Origin of the sequence: Thalassobaculum sp. (genome assembly GCF_040219215.1) — a bacterium.
Taxonomy (GTDB): Bacteria; Pseudomonadota; Alphaproteobacteria; order Thalassobaculales; family Thalassobaculaceae; genus Thalassobaculum_A.
This window is the reverse complement of sequence record NZ_JAVJSX010000007.1, coordinates 131,340-150,596: the sequence shown is the minus strand read 5'-3', so window position 1 is coordinate 150,596 and position 19,257 is coordinate 131,340. Positions and strand designations below refer to the sequence as shown.

The window sequence follows — 19,257 nt, the reverse complement described above, 5'->3', positions numbered from 1 at the left end:
CGGCCACCAGCCCACACGAAAAGTGTCATCCCGCGCGATGGTGATCGTCCGGATCGGCATGGTAGGGTGCCGGCCCCGTTCCACCCGACGATGCCGTGCCGACTGTGAACGATCGCGCCCTCAAGACAGATCCTGCCCAATCCGATGCCGGAGGGGGGCGTACCGATGACGCCGACGCGGCGATGTCCGGGCTCAGCCCGATGCTCACGCAGTTCTTCCAGGTCAAGCAGGAGCACCCGGATTGCCTGCTGTTCTATCGGATGGGCGACTTCTACGAGATGTTCTTCGAGGACGCGGTGGTGGCGGCCCAGGCGCTGGACATCACCCTGACCCGCCGGGGCCAGCACCAGGGCGAGCCGATTCCCATGTGCGGGGTGCCGCACCACGCCGCCGAAGGCTATCTCGCCCGGCTGATCCGCCAGGGCCACCGGGTGGCGGTGTGCGAGCAGACCGAGGATCCGGCGGAAGCCAAGAAACGCGGCGGCAAGTCGGTGGTCCGGCGCGCGGTCGTGCGCATCGTCACGCCCGGCACCCTGACCGAAGACAGCCTGCTCGACGCCCGGCGCAACAACTACCTGGCGGCCCTGGCGGAGGCCGGCGGGGCGCTCGGCCTTGCCTGGGTCGACATGTCGACCGGCGATTTCCAGGCCCAGCCGGTCGACGGACGCGGCCTTGAAGCGGCGCTGGCCCGTCTGGGACCGGCGGAACTGCTGCTTCCTGAACGCCTGCAGGACCAACCGGCGCTGACCGATTGGCGGCCGGTGGCGGCGGCGCTGCCGGGCAGCCGGTTCGACAGCGAGAACGGCCGGCGTCGGCTCGAGGCGTTGTATGGCGTTTCGGTGCTCGATGGGTTCGGCGCGTTCAGCCGGGCGGAACTGGGGGCGGCCGGCGCGCTGGTCGACTATCTGGAACTCACCCAGAAAGGCAAGCTGCCGCGGCTTGGCGCGCTGCGGCGCTGGAGCCCGGGCGGGCTGATGGAGATTGACGCCGCCACCCGCCGCAACCTCGAACTGACCCGCACGCTGACCGGCGAACGCAAGGGAAGCCTGCTGGCAGTGCTCGACCGCACGGTCACCGGCGCCGGCGCCCGTCTGCTTGCCGCCCGTCTTTCCGCGCCGTTGACCGATCCTGTGGCGATCGACCGACGGCTGGACGCGGTAACCTTCTTCGTGAAGTCGTCGCGGTCTCGGAACGATCTTCGTGACATCCTGCGCCGGATTCCGGATGTCGACCGGGCGCTGTCGCGCCTGGCGCTGGAGCGCGGCGGGCCGAGGGATCTCGCCGCGATCCGCGATGCGTTGGCTGAGACCACCGCGGTACGCGCCGCGGTCGCCGGCTCCGAAGTGTTGACGCCGCCGCCCGATGCGGTGGCGGAGGCGCTGGAGGACCTCGGCGAGCACGAGGCCCTGGTCGCAACGCTTGGCCGCGCTTTGGCGGCGGACCTGCCGCTTCTGGCCCGCGACGGCGGGCTCGTGGCAGCCGGCTATGAGCCGGAGCTCGACCGTCTGCGGGCGCTGCGCGATGAAAGCCGCCGTCTGATCGCCGCCCTGCAGGCGCGCTATGCCGGTGAGAGCGGGGTGGCCTCGCTGAAGGTCAAGCACAACAATGTGCTCGGTTATTTCGTTGAGGTAACGGCTGCCCATGCCGACAAGCTGATGGGACGCGACGGCTTCATCCACCGCCAGACCATGGCGAACGCGGTGCGGTTTTCCACCGTCGAACTCGGTGAGCTGGAGCGTGAGGTGTCAACCGCCGCCGACAAGGCGCTGGCTCTGGAGCAGGAGGTGTTCCGTACCCTGGTGGCGGCGGTGCTGGAGCAGGCCGGGCCGATCGGCGTGGCGGCGGCGGCGTTGGCCCGATTGGACGTGTCGGCGGCGCTGGCAGAGCTGGCGGCAAGCCGCGACTGGTGCCGCCCGGCCGTCGACGATGGCTTCGGCTTCGAGATCGAGGCCGGCCGCCACCCGGTCGTCGAAGCAACCCTGCCGGAGGGGCCGTCGGCCTTCGTCGCCAACGACTGCCGGCTCGCCCCGGAGGACCGGGTCTGGCTGGTGACCGGGCCGAACATGGCCGGCAAGTCGACCTTCCTGCGCCAGAACGCCCTGATCGCGGTGCTGGCGCAGACCGGCAGCTATGTGCCGTGCACGCGGGCCAGCATCGGGGTGGTCGACCGGCTGTTCAGCCGGGTCGGGGCGGCCGACGATCTGGCGCGCGGCCGCTCCACCTTCATGGTCGAGATGGTCGAGACCGCGGCGATCCTGAACCTGGCGGGGCCGCGGGCGCTGGTGATCCTGGACGAGATCGGCCGGGGAACGGCCACGTATGACGGGTTGTCGATCGCCTGGGCGACCGTGGAGAGCCTGCACGAGAGCAACCGCTGCCGGGCGCTGTTCGCCACCCATTATCACGAGTTGACGGCACTGGCCGATCGCCTGAACGCGCTGTCGTGCCGCACCATGGCGGTCAAGGAGTGGAAGGGCGACGTGGTGTTCCTGCACGAGGTGATTGCCGGCGCCGCCGACCGCTCGTACGGCATCCATGTCGCGAAGCTCGCCGGGCTGCCGGCGGCGGTGGTGGCCCGTGCCGAAGAAGTCCTACACCGGCTGGAGAGCGGCGAGCAGGGACCGGCGGCCCGCGACCTGATGGATGACCTGCCGCTGTTCTCGGCCGCCCGGCCAGTATCCAAGGCGGCCGGGCCCGCGGGTCAGAGCCCGGTGGAAGAGGCGCTCGGCGCGGTCAACCCGGACGAACTGACGCCTCGGCAGGCGCTGGAAACCCTGTACGCGCTGAAGGCCAAGCTGCCGGATCGATGAACGACGTCTGGGGCCTTCATAGCAGCTGATCGAACAACGCCAGAATCTCGCCGAGGCGTGACCGACCGTCGCTGCGCCGCCTCCGGCTGATGCTCGCCCTCACACCACGTTCTTCTCCTTCAGCGGGCGGCCTTCGAGTATTCGTTCGATTCCAAAACGAGTTAGGTCGATGCTGCGGAAGCAGCCATGAGCGATAAGTTCCATGATGGCCCGCCCGGCGGCCGGGCTCTGCTGCAGGCCGTGGCCGGAGAAGCCGGTGGCGAACAGCAGGTTGCCGATCTTCGGGTGTCGGCCGATCACGGCGTTCTGGTCGAGGGCGTTATAGTCGTATGGACCGGCCCAGGCGCCGGTCAGCTTGATTGCCTCGAACGCCGGGATCCGGTGCGCCAATGCCGGCCAGACGGTCTCCTCGAACCAGCGCCAGTCGACCTCGATCTCCCAGGTCTCGGGATCCTGGTCCTCAGGGGGCGAGACGCCGCACAGATAGCCCGCACCCTCGGGCCGCACATAGACTCCGCTGGCATCGATGGTCAGCGGCAGGCGCGGGGACAGGGGTTCGCGGCAGGCGATCTGGTAGACCGTGCGGATGCGTGGCCCGACCGGCAGTTCCACCCCGGCCAGCCGCGCGACCGCGCCGGACCCGGCGCCGGCGGCGATGACTACCGTTCCGCATTCGATCCGATCCCCGGAGGCTAAACGCACCGCCTTCACGCCGGTGTCGCCTCGTTCGATGCCGACCACCTCGTCGGTCCGATACTCGGCACCGAGGGAGCGGGCCTTGCGCTTCAGGGCCTGCAGCAGGGTGTTCGGGTCGATCCAGCCCTCGCCGCGCTCGCCCAGGGTGCCGGCGGCCAGCCCGTCGACGTTCATCCAGGCAAAGCGCTGTGCCAGCGCGTCCGGCTCCAGCCAGGTTATCGCGGCACCGGCATCGGTCTGGACACGGTGGTTCTCGGCCAGGACCGCCCGGCCCTCCTCCGAAGCCAAGAACAGGTAGCCGCCCTCGACGAAACCGACATCCGGCGCCTCGCCGTCTACCGCCAGCAGGTCGCCGATCCGGCCGATGAAGTCCCGGGCGAACAGTCCGATCTCGACGTTCTCGCGGATCGAGAACTGCTGGCGGATTCCGCCGACCGACAGCGGCGTGGATGCGCGGGCGTAGGTCGGGTCGCGCTCGACCACCACGACGCTGCCGCCGAAGCCGGTTTCGGCAGCCAGAAAATAGGCGGCGGACGAGCCGACCGCCCCGCCGCCCACGATCACCACGTCTGCCTTGGTCATGTCCGCCCGCACTCGGTTTGCGTCCTCTGAAAGGGTGGAGCCTCGGGGATTTGCCCGGCCGCCGCAAGCGCCGCCGTGGCAGCCGCCGACCGCCTGTTCGCGTGACGGCGACCCGCTGTGGCCCTATGCTCCGCGAACCGAATCGCCGGAGGAGACATGGCCGCGATCGAACTGGCGCCTGGGACGGACGAGCCGAGCGAAGCCGATATCGGACCCGTCGATCTCGACGGTCTCGGCGTCGTCCGCAAACGCGTTCCGAACTCGAAGGCGATCTGTGACGTCGCGGCCCTTACCGTCGCCATCGAAGCGATCGCACGGGGCGACGGCGACGCGGTCGAACGACGCGCCGAGGTGCTGGCCTGCCTCAAGGAGGCGCTGGCCGACGGCAGCGCCGAGGTCCGTCGGCGATTCGAGGCCAGCAACGACGGCGCGGCCTGCGTTCGCCAGAACGCCTGGCTGATGGACCAGTTGATCGGGGCGGCTGCGAAACTGGCGGCCGACCACGAGTTCCCGGCGACCAACCCGACCACCTCGGAGCGCATCGCCATCGCCGCGGTCGGCGGCTACGGGCGCAGCGAGATGGCGCCGCAGTCCGATGTCGATCTGCTGTTCCTGCGACCCTACAAGCAGACGCCGCGCGGCGAGCAGATCGTCGAGTATCTGCTGTACATGCTCTGGGACCTGGGTCTGAAGGTTGGCCACGCGACACGGTCCTGCGACGACTGCATCCGCCAGGCCAAGGCCGACGTCACGATCCGGACGTCGCTTCTGGAGTCACGCTTCCTGTGGGGCGACGCCGATCTCTACGACGAGTTGCGCCAGATGTTCTACAAGGACATCGCTTCCGGTTCGCCGCTGGGTTTCGTGGAAGCCAAGCTCCAGGAGTCCGACGACCGGCACCGGCGGCTGGGCGATTCGCGTTATGTCGTCGAGCCGAACGTCAAGGCCGGCAAGGGCGGGCTGCGCGACCTGCACACCCTTTTCTGGATCGGCAAGTACGTGTACCGGGTCGACGAGGTGATCCGGCTCGTCGACCGGGGCGTCCTGACGCTCGGCGAGGCGCGGCGTTTCGCCAAGGCGCAGAAGCTGCTGTGGACGATCCGCTGCCACCTGCATTACCTGGCCGGGCGGCCGGAGGAGCGGCTGACCTTCGAGATGCAGCCGGTGATCGCCGAGCGCCTCGGCTACACCGACCACGCCGGTGCGGTCGCGGTCGAGCGCTTCATGAAGCACTACTACCTGACCGCCAAGACCGTCGGCGACCTGACCCGGATCTTCTGTGCTGCGATCGAGGCCCAGCACAAGCGCCGCCGGCCCTGGGTCCGGCTGGCCCGGTTGATGGTCGAGGAGCGGTTCGGCGACTTCAAGATCGAGTCGGACCGGATCACGGTTCTCGACGACGAGGCCTTCGCCCGCGATCCGGTGAACATCATCCGCCTGTTCCACGAGGCGCTGACCCGCAGCGCCATGGTGCATCCGCACGCCTTGCGGCTGATCACCCAGAACCTGCATCGGATCGACGCCGACCTGCGCAAGGATCCTGCGGCCAACGCGCTGTTCGTCGAGATTCTGGCGGGGCGCAAGAATCCGGCGCCGACGCTGCGGCGGATGAGCGAGGCCCGGGTTCTGGGCAAGTTCGTGCCGGATTTCGGCCGCGTGGTCGCGCAGATGCAGTTCGACATGTACCACCTGTACACCGTCGACGAGCACACCCTGGTCTGCCTGTCGGTGCTGCACGCCATCGAGGCCGGGGAGCTGAAGGAGATTGCGCCTATCGCCACCGAAGTGGTGCACAAGGTGCTGTCGCGCCGGGCGCTCTATGTGGCGATGTTCCTGCACGACATCGCCAAGGGCCGCGGCGGCGATCACTCGATCCTGGGCGAGCGGGTGGCGCGCCGGCTGTGCCCACGGCTCGGGATGACCGACGAGGAGACCGACACGGTCGCCTGGCTGGTGCGCTGGCACCTGCTGATGTCGAACACCGCTTTCAAGCGCGACGTGAACGATCCCAAGACGGTCGAGGACTTCATCCAGATCGTGCAGTCGCCGGAGCGCCTGCGCCTGCTGCTGGTCCTGACGGTGGCCGACATCCGCGGCGTCGGCCCGCACGTCTGGAACGGCTGGAAGGCGCAGCTGCTGCGCGACCTCTACTACCGGGCCGAGGAAGCGCTGTCGGGGGACTCGGCGCGGCGCGGTACGGCCACCCGGATCGAAGCCGCCAAGCGCCGGCTGGCCGACGCCCTGCCGGACTGGAGCGAAAGCGAAGTCGAGGCGCACACCGCGCTGGGCTACCCGGCCTACTGGCTTGCGTTCGATACCGAGACCCATGCCCGTCAGGCGCGTCTGGTTCGCGAGGCCAACCGCGACAACGCGCATCTGGCGGTCGACACCCGGATCGATGCGGCCCGCGCCGTCACCGAGGTGACAGTGTATGCCACCGACCATCCGGGGCTGTTCTCGCGGATTTCCGGTGCCATGGCGGCCACCGGCGCGAATGTCGTCGACGCGCGGATATTCACCCTGTCCAACGGCATGGCTCTCGATACCTTCCTGATCCAGGACGAAGACCGGGTGGCGTTCGACCGGCCCGACCGGATCGCAAAGCTGGTCTCGGCAATCGAACGGGCGCTCAGCGGTACCTTGCGGGTCGACAAGGCGCTGGAGGCGCGCAAGCCGACTCTTGGCGGGCGTACCCGGGCCCTGAAGATCCCGCCGCGCGTGCTGATCGACAACAAGGCGAGCGTCACCCACACGGTGGTCGAGGTGAACGGCCGCGACGAGCCCGGTGTGCTGTGGCGCATGACCCGGGCGCTGGCCGGAGTCGGCGTGCAGATCCATTCGGCGTCGATCTCAACCTATGGCGAGCGGTTCGTCGACGTGTTCTATCTGAAGGACGTGTTCGGCCTTAAGGTCGACAGCAAGTCCAAGCTGGAGGACATCCGGCAGGCCCTGATGAAGGCCCTTGGTGCGGCGGACGCCAAGAAGGCGGCGTGACCGCGCCCAGGTTTCGCCGCTATCCAGCGCTATCCGACCGCTCCCGAATCGCGTAGATCCTCGATCCCATGTCCCTTGTCCGCGCCATCGCCACCGTCGGCGGCTTCACTCTGGTCAGCCGGGTCACCGGGTTCGTGCGCGACATCCTGATCGCCGCGATCCTGGGGGCCGGGCCGGTTGCCGACGCGTTCTTCGTGGCGTTCAAGCTGCCGAACTTCTTTCGCCGGCTGACCGGCGAGGGTGCCCTGACCGTCGCGTTCGTGCCGATGTTCGCCGGTTCGCTGGAGGCCGACGGCCGCAAGGTTGCTCTGGCCTTCGCGTCGGAGGTTCAGGCGGTCCTGCTGGCCGGATTGGTAGCGTTCCTGCTGGTGGTCGAGATCTTCATGCCGTGGGCGATGCTGGTGCTGGCACCCGGCTTTGCGGACGATCCGCAGCGCTTCGAGCTGGCGGTGGAGTTGACCCGCATCACCTTCCCGTATCTGCCGCTGATCTCGCTGGTCGCCCTGTGGGGCGGCATCCTGAACAGCCTGGACAAGTTCTGGGCGATGGCAGCGGCGCCGATCCTGCTGAACCTGATCCTCATCGCCGCTCTGGTCCTGGTGGCCGATCGGACTCCGACCCCGGGCCACGCCCTGGCCTGGGGCGTCTCGCTGGCCGGGGTCGCGCAGGCGCTGTTCCTGGCCGAAGCGTGCCGAAGGGCGGGAGCGCTGCCGCGGTTCCGGTGGCCGCGGCTGACCCCGGAGGTGCGCCGGCTGCTGAAGCTGATGCTGCCGGCGGCGCTCGGCGCCGGGGTGGTGCAGGTCAATCTGCTGATCGACGTGATGCTGGCGTCGCTGTTGCCGGCGGGGTCGGTGTCGTTCCTGTATTATGCCGACCGGGTGGTTCAACTGCCGCTGGGGGTGGTCGGCGTGGCGATTGGCACGGCGCTGTTGCCGATCCTGGCACGGCAACTTCGGTCCGGGAACGAAACAGAAGCCGGAAACACCCAGAACCGGGCGATCGAGATGGGCCTGCTGCTGACCCTGCCCGCTGCCGCCGCCCTGGCGGTGATCGCCGACCCGCTGACCGCGGTGCTGTTCGAGCGCGGGCGCTTCAGCGCGAGCGACAGCGACGCGACGGCCGCCGCCATGGCGGCGTTCGCCGCCGGCCTGCCGGCGTTCGTGCTGATCAAGGCGTTCCAGCCGGGCTTTTTCTCGCGCCGCGACACCGCGACGCCGGTCAAGATCGCGATCGTCGGGGTGGTGGCGAACCTCGCTTTCAATCTGGTCCTGATGCCGTTGTTCGCCCATGTGGGGATCGCGCTGGCCACCACCCTGGCCGCCTGGCTGAACGCCGGTTTGCTGGCGTGGATGCTGGCCCGGCGCGGGCATTTCCGGCCGGATCGGCGGCTGCGCGACCGGGCCCTGCGGATCGCCGCGGCGGTGCTCGTGATGGCGGCGGCGGTTTGGGCCTCGGCGCGCGGCCTGGAGCCTTGGCTGACCGCCGGGACGGTGTCCGGAGCTGTGGCTCTGGCGGCGGTGATCGGCGCCGGCATCGCGGTCTATGCGGCGTCCTGCATGCTGTTCGGCGCGGCACGTCCGGCCGAGTTGAAGGCCGCCCTGCGTCGAGGCGGTTGACGCTCAGGTGACCTGAAGCAACAGCGCCGCGGCGTCGTCGGAGGTCTTGAACCGGCCGAAACGGACATTCTCGCCGGCGTCGGCCTCGAAGCTGCGCAATCGCTCGATCAATCGGCTCAATCCGCCGTCGAGCGCGGCCCGGATGAGCGCGTCGGCGGTGTACAGCGCATACATGTCCGTCAGGCGAAAGAATCCGTCGGTGCACAGCAGGACGCGCGTTCCCGGCGGCGCCGTGACCTGACGGATATCCAGCCGCGGTACGGCCTGACGATGCACGCTCAGCACCGGATAGCCGTCCGGGCGGTTCATCAGGGCGCGCTGTGCCCGCAACATTGCCGGGATATCGGCGCCGGCACCGATGAGCGCCCGTGCCTGCGCCTGTTCATCGAGCAGCGGCGCTTCCCGCTCGACTGCGAAGCCGGCTCCGGTCGGCGGCAGCACGATTGTGGTGCAGTCCGGATAGGATGCCAGAGTGAATTGTTCCGATTGCGGATTGAGGCAGATCCAGGTCAGGGCGGCGCTTGGCATGTCGCCGGGCGGGATGTCGACAATGGCTCGGCCGGTACGCCGCTCGACCCGTTCCCGCAAGCCGTCAATCAAAGCGCCGACCACATCGGTGGCAGCGCCCTTGGGCAGACCCCGGAGCAATTCGTCGGCGGCATCGGCGAACCAGAAGGCGTCGCTCGGCGCGTTCGGAAACAGCCGGGTCGCGCAGACATCGGTGGCGCCGTCCAGTACCCAGGCGATGCCCTCGTCCATGCGGTGCCCGACCCGATCCTCGGAATCCCGGCCCTTGCCGGGGTCGTTCGCCTGATCGAGCACGGTCAGCATGGTTTTCGATCTCCTGATGGGCCTGGATGGTTCTGTGCATTGCGACACGCTTGATTCCGGCCGCCGGGGCGGAGATAAACCCGGACCCGCCCCGGCGGCATCATAGCAACCACGCGTATCGCGAGTATGACGATGAGACGCATCTTTTCCGGCATTCAGCCTTCGGGCGACCTGACCCTCGGCAACTATCTCGGGGCGATCCGGAACTGGGCGCTTCTGCAGCGCGAGAAGAGCTACGAGTGCATCTTCTGCGTGGTTGACCAGCATGCCATCACCGTGCCTCAGGACCCGGTGGCGCTGCGGCAGGCGACCCGCGAGGTCGCGGCCGGCATGATCGCCGGTGGCGTCGATCCGGACGACTGCATTCTGTTCAACCAGTCCGCGGTGCGCGAGCACGCCATGCTGGCGTGGGTGTTCAACTGCGTGGCCCGGGTCGGCTGGCTCGGCCGCATGACCCAGTTCAAGGAGAAGGCCGGCAAGGACCGCGACAACGCGACGGTCGGGCTGTTCGTGTATCCGAATCTGATGGCAGCCGACATTCTGGCCTACAAGGCAACCTACGTGCCGGTCGGCGACGACCAGAAGCAGCACCTGGAGTTGACCCGCGACATCGCCCAGGCCTTCAACTCGATGTTCGGGGTCGATTTCTTTCCGTTGCCGGAACCGCAGATCTTCGGCACCGCGACTCGGGTGATGAGCCTGCGCGACGGCACCAAGAAGATGAGCAAGTCCGACCCGTCCGACATGTCGCGGATCAACATGACCGACGATGCCGACGCGATCGCACAGAAGATCCGCAAGGCCAAGACCGATCCGGAGCCGCTGCCGAGCGAGATGGCGGGCCTGGACGAGCGGCCGGAGGCGCGAAATCTGATCGGGATCTACGCGGCGCTGGCGTCCCAGACTCCGGAACAGGTACTGGCCGAGTTCGGCGGGCGCGGCTTCGGTGACTTCAAGAAGACCCTGGCCGAGGTTGCGGTGTCGGTCATGGGGCCGATCGGCAGCGAGATGCAGCGGCTGTCGAACGACCCGGCCACGATCGACGCGATCCTGCGCCGCGGCGGCGAGCGGGCCAGCGAGATCGCCCGGCCGATTCTTGAGGAAGTCTACGACATCGTCGGGTTCCTGCGACCCTGACGCTGGCCCGGCGGATGCTGGCCGGCAGGCGTCTGCTGTGGATCGTCGCCGAGGACTGGTTCTTCCGGCTGCACTATCTGCCGCTGGCCACGGCGCTGGTCGACGCCGGAGCCGAAGTGCATCTGGCGGCCCGATGCGGCCGGCGTGGCCCGGCGGCCGCGGCCGCAATCCGGGATGCCGGCATCCAGGTCCACCCGCTGATCCGGCTTGACCGTACCGGCCTCGACCCGCTGGCCGATCTGCGCGCGATATCCGAACTGACGGCCCTGTGCCGCACCCTGTCGCCCGACCTGGTCCAGTGCGTTGCCCTCAAGCCGGTGCTGTACGGAACCCTGGCGGCCGAACGCGCCGGAATACCGGTCCGGCTGGCCTGGCTTCCGGGGCTCGGCCATGTGTTCACCGGCACCTCCCTGAAGGCCCGGCTTCTGCGGCCGGGGGTCTCGCTCCTGCTGCGCCGGGTGCTCGGGCCGGCGGCGGTCACGCCGATGGTGCTGAACGCCGATGATCGTTCGGCGGTCGCGCGCCTCTCCGGCAGACCGGCCGGCTCCGTCGTGGTGATGCCCGGCACGGGCGTGGACCTTGACCGGTTTGTCGCGACGCCGGAGCCGGACGGACCGACGGTCGTTGCCTTTGTCGGACGCATGCTGGAGGAGAAGGGTCTCGCTGATCTGCTGGCCGCGGCGCGTCTGCTGCGCGACCGAGGGTCACCCGTGCGGGTCCGTCTGGTGGGAGCGCCGGACCCGGAGAGCCCCACGGCCATCCCGGAGACCCGCCTGCGCGCCTGGGCGGCGGAGGGCGCAATCGACTGGAGCGGGCAGACCGACGACGTTGCGGCGGTGTGGCGACAGGCGCACATCGCCGTCCTGCCGTCATACCGCGAGGGGCTGGGCATGAGCGTCCTGGAAGCCGCGGCCTGCGGCCGGCCGGCCGTTGCCACCGACGTGCCCGGCTGCCGCGAGGCGGTGGACCCGGGAGTCACCGGCCTGCTGGTGCCGCCGCACGATCCGCCGGCGCTGGCCAGCGCGATTGCGGATCTGGCCCGCAACACGGAGGGTCGACGCGCCATGGGAACGGCGGCTCGTTCGCGGGTGGAGCAGCGATTCAGCCTGACAGCGGTGCGGGAATCACTGATCGAGCTCTACGAACAACGGCTTGTCGAACCCCGGGCGGCGCGCCACCAATCCGGACACAAGCGTCTGTGGTGAAACAATTCTTGCCAAGTATTCCGAGGGACAGGCATCGGACCGGTCGCGTGGTACTGCGTATATTCCCGAATTGCTGAACAGACGAATGATGGTTAATGAGCCGTTTCCCTGCACAAACGACGGGAAACGGGCCCATGAGTTTTCGTTCGATCGAGCCGTCGGAGATCCCTGCGCTGCATCCGGTGGCGCATGTCCGCGACGGCTGGGCGAACTTCGCCGGTACCACCGGCATCGCGCCGTGGTCGAGCTTCGATCCCGTCGACTATCCGTATGTTCTGCCTTGGGTGATGCTGCTGCGCCAGGAAGACCCGGCCGATCCTGAGCGCCTGCGCTATGTGATCTGCGGCGACGGCTGCCGGAAGACCTTCGGAATGAGCTATCAGGGCAAGCTGTTCGGTGAAGACCTCCCGGGATCGGTCGTGGCCCAGCGTCGGGCTGAGTTCCAGAAGATTCGCAACGGCCATGGGCCGCTGTATTCCAGGACACCGCTGCCAATTGCCAATCGCGAGTTCATCGACATCTACCGCGGCGTATTCGGATTCAGTTCAGATGACGCATCAGGCGCTGCCGCTGTCGATCGCTATCTGGTGGTGGTTGCACCGCTGAACGTACAGGTTCCCGCGCGACAACCGGCGGGACGGGGGATCCCGCAGCCGCTGCCTACCGCCGTCCGGTCGCGGGTGTCCTGATCACGGCGACGTACAGCACGAACGCCGTGGCCATGAAGGCCGGCGTGGTTGCCAGGGCAATCCCCACCACCCCCCACAACGCCATGAAGCCGGCGTTGAGCGCCACGGTCAGCGCCAGGTTGGCTGCGGCTGCCGCCGCCAGGGCCCGCCCGAGCCCGAGAACGGCCGCCGCCCGGACCAGTACGACCGTGGCGGCATAAGCCGGGAGCTGGACCGCATAGGCGGCCAGCACCTCGGCGACCAGCGCCGTGTCGTCCGGCCCGAACGCGCCACGCTGGTACAGCACGCGAATGACCGGCTCGGCCAGCAGCCAGGCGGCGACGACCGCCGGAACCGACAGCCCGACGACGATCGCGAGGTGCCGCCGCAGGCGCATGCGCAAGGCGGCCTCGTCGCCGGCCGCGGCCTGATCGGAATAGGCCGGAAGGACCGCCACGCCGATCGCCAGGGTGGCGACGTGCAGACCCGCCAGAACCAGCTTGGCGCCGTACCCGATCGCCGAGGCGGCGCCGGGGCCGAGCAGGGCGGCCATCATCTGGTCGAGCATGCCGGCGCCGTACAGCAACAGATTGGCCAGCAGGATCGGCCCCCAGCGGCCAAGCAGCGGAGCCAGATCCGGCGCTGCCAGGACCGGGAGCAGGCGTCCGCCGAGGCGACGCAGCGCGCCGCCGACCAGGGCGGCCTCGATCGCCGTTCCCAGGACGGCGCCCCAGGCCAGCGCCGAAATACCCAGCCGGTCGCGGGCAACCAGGAGCAGTATCGCCATCACCAGCGGCGTGAACGCCGGGGCGATCGCCGGCAGCGCAAAGCGACGGCGCGCGTTCAGCACCCCACCCCAGGCCACCGCGCCGGCCCCCAGCACCACGAACAGCGTCATGATCCACAGCAGGTCGGCCGTCAGCGTCAAGGTGTCGGCCGCGAACGATGGAGCCAGCCACGGCAGGTACAGCGGCGCGGCGGCGGCCATGACCAGGGTGCCGGCAGCAACGGCCACCAGCATGCGGCCTAATCCGGCGGCGAAAAGCGTGTCGGCCGCAGCCTCTCCGGCGGCGCGGCGGCGGGCAAGGTAGGCCGGAACCAGGGCGATCTGAAACGAACCGGCAATCAGGGCCAGCAGGAACACCGGCACCGCCAGCGCCAGGAAGAACGCATCGACCTCCGGGCCGCGGCCATAGACCGCCGCGATCGTGGCCTCGCGCACGAAGGCGGTCAGCTTGGCGACCACCGACAGCAAGCCGATCGTCAGTCCGGCGCGCGCGACCGCCCTGTCGTCGTCATGCGCCGGGACCGACGCCTCGGAGGTCATGGACGTCTCACAGCAGGTCGGATGGCGCGAACACCTCGACCGGGCGCTCCAGCCCCTTGACCGGGTGCCGCCCCATGGCGGTCAGGGTCTCGTCGGCCGCGGATGCGAACTCCGCCGACGCCAGCACCCGCACGCCGAGGTTGCGGGTCAGTCCCTCGATTCGGCTGGCGAGATTGACCGCCGGGCCGATCACCGTGAAGTCGAGCCGTTCCAGCCCGCCGATGTTGCCGTACCCGACCTCGCCGATGTGCAGGGCGATGCCGAAATCGACCACCGGCTTGTCCTGCTTCAGGCGGCGGCGATTGAGGGCGCGCACCAGCTGCACGGTGTCGCGGGCAGCACCGATGGCGGCGGCGCAGGCCGCCCGGTCGGCCTCCCGGTCGACAGGACCCTCGGCCGGAAAGATCGCCAGCATGCCGTCGCCGAGGAACTTCAGGATCTCTCCGCCACGCTCCTCGAACGCCTGGTCCGCGGCCTCTAAGAAGCCGTTCAGCAGATCGATGATATCCTGCCGGGGCAGCTTGTCCGACAGCACGGTGAAGTCCTTGATGTCGGAGTACCAGACGGCGGCGCGCATCGCCGCGGTCTCGCCGCGGGCGATCGCGCCGGCCAGGACCCGCCGGCCGGTCTGGCGGCCGAGATAGACCTCCAGCAACTGCCGGGTCAGGTCGCGCTGTTCGATGACCTCGATGCGCAGCGCCAGCGCCGGCAGCAGGTCCCAGAGCACCGTCAGCTCCTCGGTGCTGAATCCGCCGGGCCGATCGGTGGCCCAGGTCATGAAGTTGATCATGCCGTCGGAGAAGGCCAGCGGCATGGCGACGTAGTCCGTCGCGCCCATGTCCCGCAGGTCGGCGAGGACCGGGAAATCCAGCTCCTGCTCGGGCAGGTCGAGACGGCGGCGGATGGCGGCCGCGCCCTCGAAGATCAGGGGCATCGGGCTGGCCTGGAACGCCGGCGTGTCCTCCATGCCGCGCAGGATGCGCAGCGAGCGCGGATCCGGACGGTCGCGCAACCAGACCACCGATGACCCGCTGGTCTGCGGGTGCAGGGTCCGCACGAAGCAGGTCACCCGGGTGAGCGGCAGGCCACGGTCGGTCAGCAGCGCCGACAGATCGCGGATCAGCGTGCGCGTGGAGGTGTGGCTGCTGGCTTCCGTCAGCAGCCAGGTGATCGGCGGCAGCGCCGGATCGGGGCGCGCGGTCGGACTTTCCATGCCGGAGCCGCCGCCGTCGTGCAGCACCCGCAAATGGCGGCCGACCGCCGAATCGGCGTCAACGTTCGGCAGGCCGATCTTGACCGTCGAACCCGGATCGCTTGACGTCATCGTCCTAGCTCCCAAGTATGCGGTCGAGCCCGGCACGCGATGCCGCTGTCAGTGCGTCGTGGTGTTAGGGCAAGTTGGAGGGTGACCATGTTCATTCAGACGGAAGAGACGCCGAACCCGGCGACGCTCAAGTTCCTGCCGGGCCGGCAGGTTATGGAGAGCGGCACTGCCGAGTTCAAGTCGGAGGACGAAACGGCGCGGTCACCGCTCGCCCAGGCGTTGTTCCAGGTGGATGGCGTCAGCGGCGTATTCCTCGGCTACGACTTCATCAGCGTCAGCAAGCACGACGGCAAGGAGTGGTACCTGATGAAGCCGGGTGTGCTCGGTGTCATCATGGAGCATTTCGTGGCCGGACGCCCCACTATCGTGGAGGACGGCGCGTCGGCGAGCGCTCCGGAGGAGTCGGGCGAGGACTCCGAGATCGTCTCGCAGATCAAGGAACTGCTTGATACCCGCGTACGACCGGCGGTGGCGATGGATGGTGGCGACATTACCTTCCAGGGCTACGAGGACGGGGTGGTGACCCTGCAGATGCAGGGCGCCTGTTCGGGATGCCCAAGCTCGACGGCGACCCTGAAGATGGGCATCGAGAACATGCTGCGTCACTACATTCCCGAAGTTCGGGAAGTCCGCGCCGCCGCCCTCTACTGAGCCTGCATTTCGCCGCATAGCGGCAGCTTCGCGGCATCGGGAACCACAGAACCGGACGATTGGTTCTGTATCCCGATGACCATGAAGCACGCCCTCTCGTTGTTCAGACCAGCCACTACAGTCCAGCGTCGTTTGACGGCGGGTATGATTGCCCTGGCCGTGGCGACGATGGCGCCGGTCGGCCACGCGCTCGTTGGCCCGCTGTCCTGGCTGTCGGGTTTCTCCGAACAGTCCGGGCCGGTCCAGCCGGCGATCTTTGCGCCGCTGCCGCTGGAACCGGTTCGGATCCCGTCTGCTGCCCGGCTCGAGCGGCTGTTCGATCGGTTGGGCTACCGCCTGGATGCCGTCGGCAGCGGGATCGTGCCGGTGCCCGCCGTGGAGCTTGCCGCACTGCCGCCGGACCTGTCCGACATGGGGTCGATCAAGGACCGCAAGGCGCTGTTCATCCGTGCGATCCTGCCGATCGTGTTGCGCGCGAACGAGACGGTTCTCGAGGAGCGGGCCCGACTCGAGGCGGCCCTGGCCCTGCTCGAGGCCGATGGCGCACCGAGCGGCGCGGACCTGCGGGACGTCAGCCGGATCGCCGAGCGCTATGGCGTTGCCGATACCGCGACTGATGTTGACGGTATCCGCCGGCTGCTGCGCCGGGTCGATGCGGTGCCGGTATCGCTCGCCGTAGCCCAGGCAATCCTGGAGAGCGGCTGGGGCACTTCCCGGTTTGCGGTGGACGGCAACGCCTTGTTCGGTCAGTGGACCTGGGATGCCGCGTCCGGAATCGTTCCTGCCGCCCGTGCGCCGGGCAAGTCCCATCGGGTGCGGGCGTTCCACAAGCTGGCGGATTCGGCGAAGGCCTACGTGTTCAATCTCAACACCCATCCGGCCTACCGGTCGTTCAGGCAGGCTCGTGAAGCGGCGCGCCGGACCAGCGGCGGGCTTCCGTCAGGCGGCGACCTTGCCCGTCACCTGGGGCGCTACAGCGAGCGTGGCGGCGCCTATATCGAGGAGGTTCGGGCGATGATCCGGAACAACCGGCTGGCGATGTTCGACGGGGTCGCTCTCGGTGCGGTCGGCCGGATCGCCGATGCCGATCCGGTTGCGGTGGGTCTGGCCGACGGCTGAGGCGATCAGCGGGGGATGTAGAACTGCACCCCGTACCAGCGCCACCGGCCGTCCGGCCCCGGCATGGTGCAGTTGATGCGCGCGCGTCCCGCCGGAAACGGTTCCGGCAGGCGGACTTCGACCCGCGAGCCCAGGGCCTCGACCTTGGCGCGTCCCTGGCCGGAGGCGTAGCAGTCGATCCGGTCGACGTCGGGGATCGACGGATCGACGGTGAAACCGAAAGTCGGCGGGTTCTGCTGGAGCACCAGGTCGGCCGGCACCCGGTCGCGCACCGGAAGCGGCAGCGCGTTGGCGGTCAGCCGGAATCGGTCAACGCCGCCATAGGTCTCGTTGAGAGCGAATCGGGGCAGTCCGAAGCGATCGGAGCCGGCGTGGGCGACCCCGGAATGCTGCCCGAATGCCGCCGCATAGCCCCGCGCGGCCACAACGCGCTGCACCGCTGCACCATACTCGCCATAGGGGTAAGCGAACAGCGTCGGTCTTTCGCCGGTTTCGTCGGCAATCCGCTGCGCGGCCCGATCAAGCTCGATCTTTACCTGCTCGATCTCGATGTCTGGAAGATGCGGGTGCGACGCGGTCTGGCTGCCGATGGTCGCGCCGGCGGCCTTGAGCTCGCGGATCTGGTCCCAGGTCATGTAGCCGGGTGACGATCGATCGACGGCGTCGGTCGAAACGAACAGGGTGAACGGCAGGCCGGCTTTCTTCAGACGTGGCCACGCCTGGGCGTAGACCGAGGCATAGGCGTCGTCGATGGTGATGCCGAGGGTGCGATCCGGCAGTTCCGCCGCGTTGCGCAGCCGCGTCATGATCTCGGGCAACGGCAGAACCGTGTAGCCGCCGGCGCGGATTTCCTCCAGATGAGCCTCGAACTGGTCGAGGCGAATGTTGGTGGCCGGCCATTCCGACTCGCCGAATCGGTGGTACATGAAGACACTCGCCCAATCGGCGGCGAGCGCTGGTTGCGGGCCAAGAACGGCGACGGCGCCCAACAGGGCACCGACCAGGCTGCAGCACAGATTGAGAAGCGTTCGGCTCATGGTCGCGGAGAATACCTGATGGTCGATGTGAAACGAAGACACCCGCAACGCACGGTCGCGGCGGAGGTCCACCGTTGACCCGATTGCTGGCGCTGGACTGTGCCGCGGGTGCCTGTTCGGCGGCGGTTGTGGACGCCGCCGGCGTGCTGGCGGCCGCGCGCCGCGTCATGGAACGGGGACAGGCCGAGGCACTGATGCCGCTGATCGCGGCAGTCCTGGCCGACGCCGGCGTCGCCGCTCGCGATCTGGATGCGGTTGCGGCGACCGTCGGCCCAGGCAGTTTCACCGGTGTGCGAATCGGCCTGGCGGCGGCGCGAGGGATTGCCCTGGCGGCGGGCTTGCCGACGGTGCCGGTAACCACGCTCGAGGCGGTGGCCGAGGCCGTCGGGCCCGGGCCCGAACCTCTGCTGATCGTGCTCGATGCCAAGCGCAATGACTTCTATGGCCAGTGGTTCGGTTCGGACGGTGCCGCGCTCGGTGCCCCTCGGGCGATCGGGGTTGAGTCGCTGTGGTCAGACCGGCCGGCCGGATCCACCGGTGTCCGGATTGCCGGGGACGCGGCGGCGGCGGTGTCGGACGCCGTCGCCTCCGGCGGCGTTTCGATCCGGCGCGTCGGGTCGGTGGGACCGGACGCCCAGGCGGTGGCGGCGGTCGCGTATCGCCGGTTGGCGGCCGGGACGACCGGGCCCCTGACCCCGTTGTACCTGCGCGCGCCCGATGTGACGCCACCGCGATGATCGACCGCAAGACTCCGGCACCCGACATCGTTTGCGTCCGGCCGGCGGTCCCGGACGACATGGTCGGTATCACGGAGCTTCAGGCAGCCTCGTTCGCCGATCGCTGGTCGCTCGAGTCGGTGCAGCAACTCGCCGGGCTGTCGGGGGCCATCGTTCTTGTTGCGGAACGACCTGCGAGCCCGGCGATGCTTGGCTATCTGATCGGCCAGGTGGTGACCGACGAGGCCGAGGTTCACTCGATTGCCGTCGCCGAGGCGTTTCGGCGTCGCGGGATCGGCCGCCGGCTTCTTCTGGCGTTCGAGGGCTTGGCGACGGGTCTGGGCGCGGTGTCGGCTGTTCTGGAGGTCGCTGCGGACGATGCCCCGGCGAAGCAGCTGTACGAGTCGATCGGCTACCAGGTCGTGGCAAGGCGCCCGGACTACTACCGTATCGGCCGTGCGGAACCGGTAGACGCCGAGGTTCGCCGCCGCAGGATTGGCTGAGTTTTCCACCGAATGTGAACGTTCAGTGACCGGCCGGGTAT

Annotated in this window: 15 protein-coding genes; 10 read left to right on the top strand and 5 right to left on the bottom strand. The window is 68.8% G+C overall.

Translation table 11 applies throughout. The features are described 5' to 3' along the window. Positions 1 to 182: 182 nt before the first annotated feature. Positions 183 to 2,810: a DNA mismatch repair protein MutS gene (mutS, locus tag RIC54_RS04260; RefSeq protein ID WP_350098298.1), complete on the top strand. Its 2,628-nt coding sequence runs from the start codon at positions 183 to 185 to the stop codon at positions 2,808 to 2,810. 99 nt (positions 2,811 to 2,909) lie between these two features. Here the strand turns inward: mutS and RIC54_RS04255 are convergent, their stop codons facing one another. Beyond that, positions 2,910 to 4,088, bottom strand: coding sequence for an NAD(P)/FAD-dependent oxidoreductase (locus tag RIC54_RS04255; protein ID WP_350098297.1), 1,179 nt, complete (start codon positions 4,086 to 4,088; stop codon positions 2,910 to 2,912). A 156-nt stretch (positions 4,089 to 4,244) separates the two neighbouring features. Between RIC54_RS04255 and RIC54_RS04250 the strand changes: the two genes are divergently transcribed. Both RIC54_RS04250 and murJ (RIC54_RS04245) read left to right on the top strand, forming a co-directional pair. Then, a complete protein-coding gene (locus RIC54_RS04250) occupies positions 4,245 to 7,082 on the top strand; it encodes a [protein-PII] uridylyltransferase (protein WP_350150579.1) in 2,838 nt (945 codons plus the stop codon). Between the two features lie 68 nt (positions 7,083 to 7,150). After that, entirely contained in the window at positions 7,151 to 8,698 is a 1,548-nt protein-coding gene (murJ, locus tag RIC54_RS04245; RefSeq protein ID WP_350098295.1) for a murein biosynthesis integral membrane protein MurJ, read from the top strand. A 3-nt stretch (positions 8,699 to 8,701) separates the two neighbouring features. On the opposite strand, the gene RIC54_RS04240 is transcribed toward murJ (RIC54_RS04245), so the two are convergent. Continuing rightward, complete coding sequence (locus tag RIC54_RS04240; protein ID WP_350098294.1) at positions 8,702 to 9,529, bottom strand: SpoIIE family protein phosphatase; 828 nt, start codon at positions 9,527 to 9,529, stop codon at positions 8,702 to 8,704. A gap of 132 nt (positions 9,530 to 9,661) precedes the next feature. Here RIC54_RS04240 and trpS point away from each other — a divergent pair, with 132 nt between their 5' ends. The 3 genes from trpS (at position 9,662) to RIC54_RS04225 (ending at position 12,560) form a co-directional block, all read left to right on the top strand. Then, positions 9,662 to 10,666: a tryptophan--tRNA ligase gene (gene trpS / locus RIC54_RS04235; RefSeq protein ID WP_350098293.1), complete on the top strand. Its 1,005-nt coding sequence runs from the start codon at positions 9,662 to 9,664 to the stop codon at positions 10,664 to 10,666. 14 nt (positions 10,667 to 10,680) lie between these two features. Continuing rightward, complete coding sequence (locus RIC54_RS04230) at positions 10,681 to 11,871, top strand: glycosyltransferase family 4 protein (RefSeq protein ID WP_350098292.1); 1,191 nt, start codon at positions 10,681 to 10,683, stop codon at positions 11,869 to 11,871. A gap of 134 nt (positions 11,872 to 12,005) precedes the next feature. Further along, the gene (locus tag RIC54_RS04225) at positions 12,006 to 12,560 is read left to right on the top strand and encodes a PAS domain-containing protein (RefSeq protein WP_350098291.1); all 555 of its coding nucleotides are present in this window, start codon (positions 12,006 to 12,008) and stop codon (positions 12,558 to 12,560) included. Here the strand turns inward: RIC54_RS04225 and murJ (RIC54_RS04220) are convergent. After that, on the bottom strand, positions 12,532 to 13,866 hold the full coding sequence (gene murJ, locus RIC54_RS04220; protein WP_350098290.1) for a murein biosynthesis integral membrane protein MurJ: 1,335 nt from the start codon (positions 13,864 to 13,866) through the stop codon (positions 12,532 to 12,534). The two genes, RIC54_RS04225 and murJ (RIC54_RS04220), sit on opposite strands and share 29 nt — an antisense overlap. Before the next feature lie 7 nt (positions 13,867 to 13,873). After that, a complete protein-coding gene (locus RIC54_RS04215; protein WP_350150577.1) occupies positions 13,874 to 15,190 on the bottom strand; it encodes an adenylate/guanylate cyclase domain-containing protein in 1,317 nt (438 codons plus the stop codon). Positions 15,191 to 15,277: 87 nt separating this feature from the next. Here RIC54_RS04215 and RIC54_RS04210 point away from each other — a divergent pair, with 87 nt between their 5' ends. Both RIC54_RS04210 and RIC54_RS04205 read left to right on the top strand, forming a co-directional pair. After that, on the top strand, positions 15,278 to 15,841 hold the full coding sequence (locus tag RIC54_RS04210) for a NifU family protein (protein WP_350098288.1): 564 nt from the start codon (positions 15,278 to 15,280) through the stop codon (positions 15,839 to 15,841). A 144-nt stretch (positions 15,842 to 15,985) separates the two neighbouring features. Continuing rightward, a complete protein-coding gene (locus tag RIC54_RS04205) occupies positions 15,986 to 16,960 on the top strand; it encodes a glucosaminidase domain-containing protein (protein ID WP_350098287.1) in 975 nt (324 codons plus the stop codon). 5 nt (positions 16,961 to 16,965) lie between these two features. Here RIC54_RS04205 and RIC54_RS04200 read toward each other — a convergent pair whose 3' ends face one another. Then, complete coding sequence (locus RIC54_RS04200) at positions 16,966 to 18,069, bottom strand: polysaccharide deacetylase family protein (RefSeq protein WP_350150575.1); 1,104 nt, start codon at positions 18,067 to 18,069, stop codon at positions 16,966 to 16,968. 2 nt (positions 18,070 to 18,071) lie between these two features. Between RIC54_RS04200 and tsaB the strand changes: the two genes are divergently transcribed. Together tsaB and RIC54_RS04190 are read left to right on the top strand one after the other, a co-directional pair. Next, on the top strand, positions 18,072 to 18,734 hold the full coding sequence (gene tsaB / locus RIC54_RS04195) for a tRNA (adenosine(37)-N6)-threonylcarbamoyltransferase complex dimerization subunit type 1 TsaB (RefSeq protein WP_350098285.1): 663 nt from the start codon (positions 18,072 to 18,074) through the stop codon (positions 18,732 to 18,734). Beyond that, positions 18,731 to 19,216, top strand: a complete 486-nt coding sequence (locus RIC54_RS04190; RefSeq protein WP_350098284.1) for a GNAT family N-acetyltransferase — start codon at positions 18,731 to 18,733, stop codon at positions 19,214 to 19,216. Before tsaB ends, RIC54_RS04190 begins: the two co-directional genes overlap by 4 nt. The last annotated feature ends 41 nt before the right edge of the window (positions 19,217 to 19,257 follow it).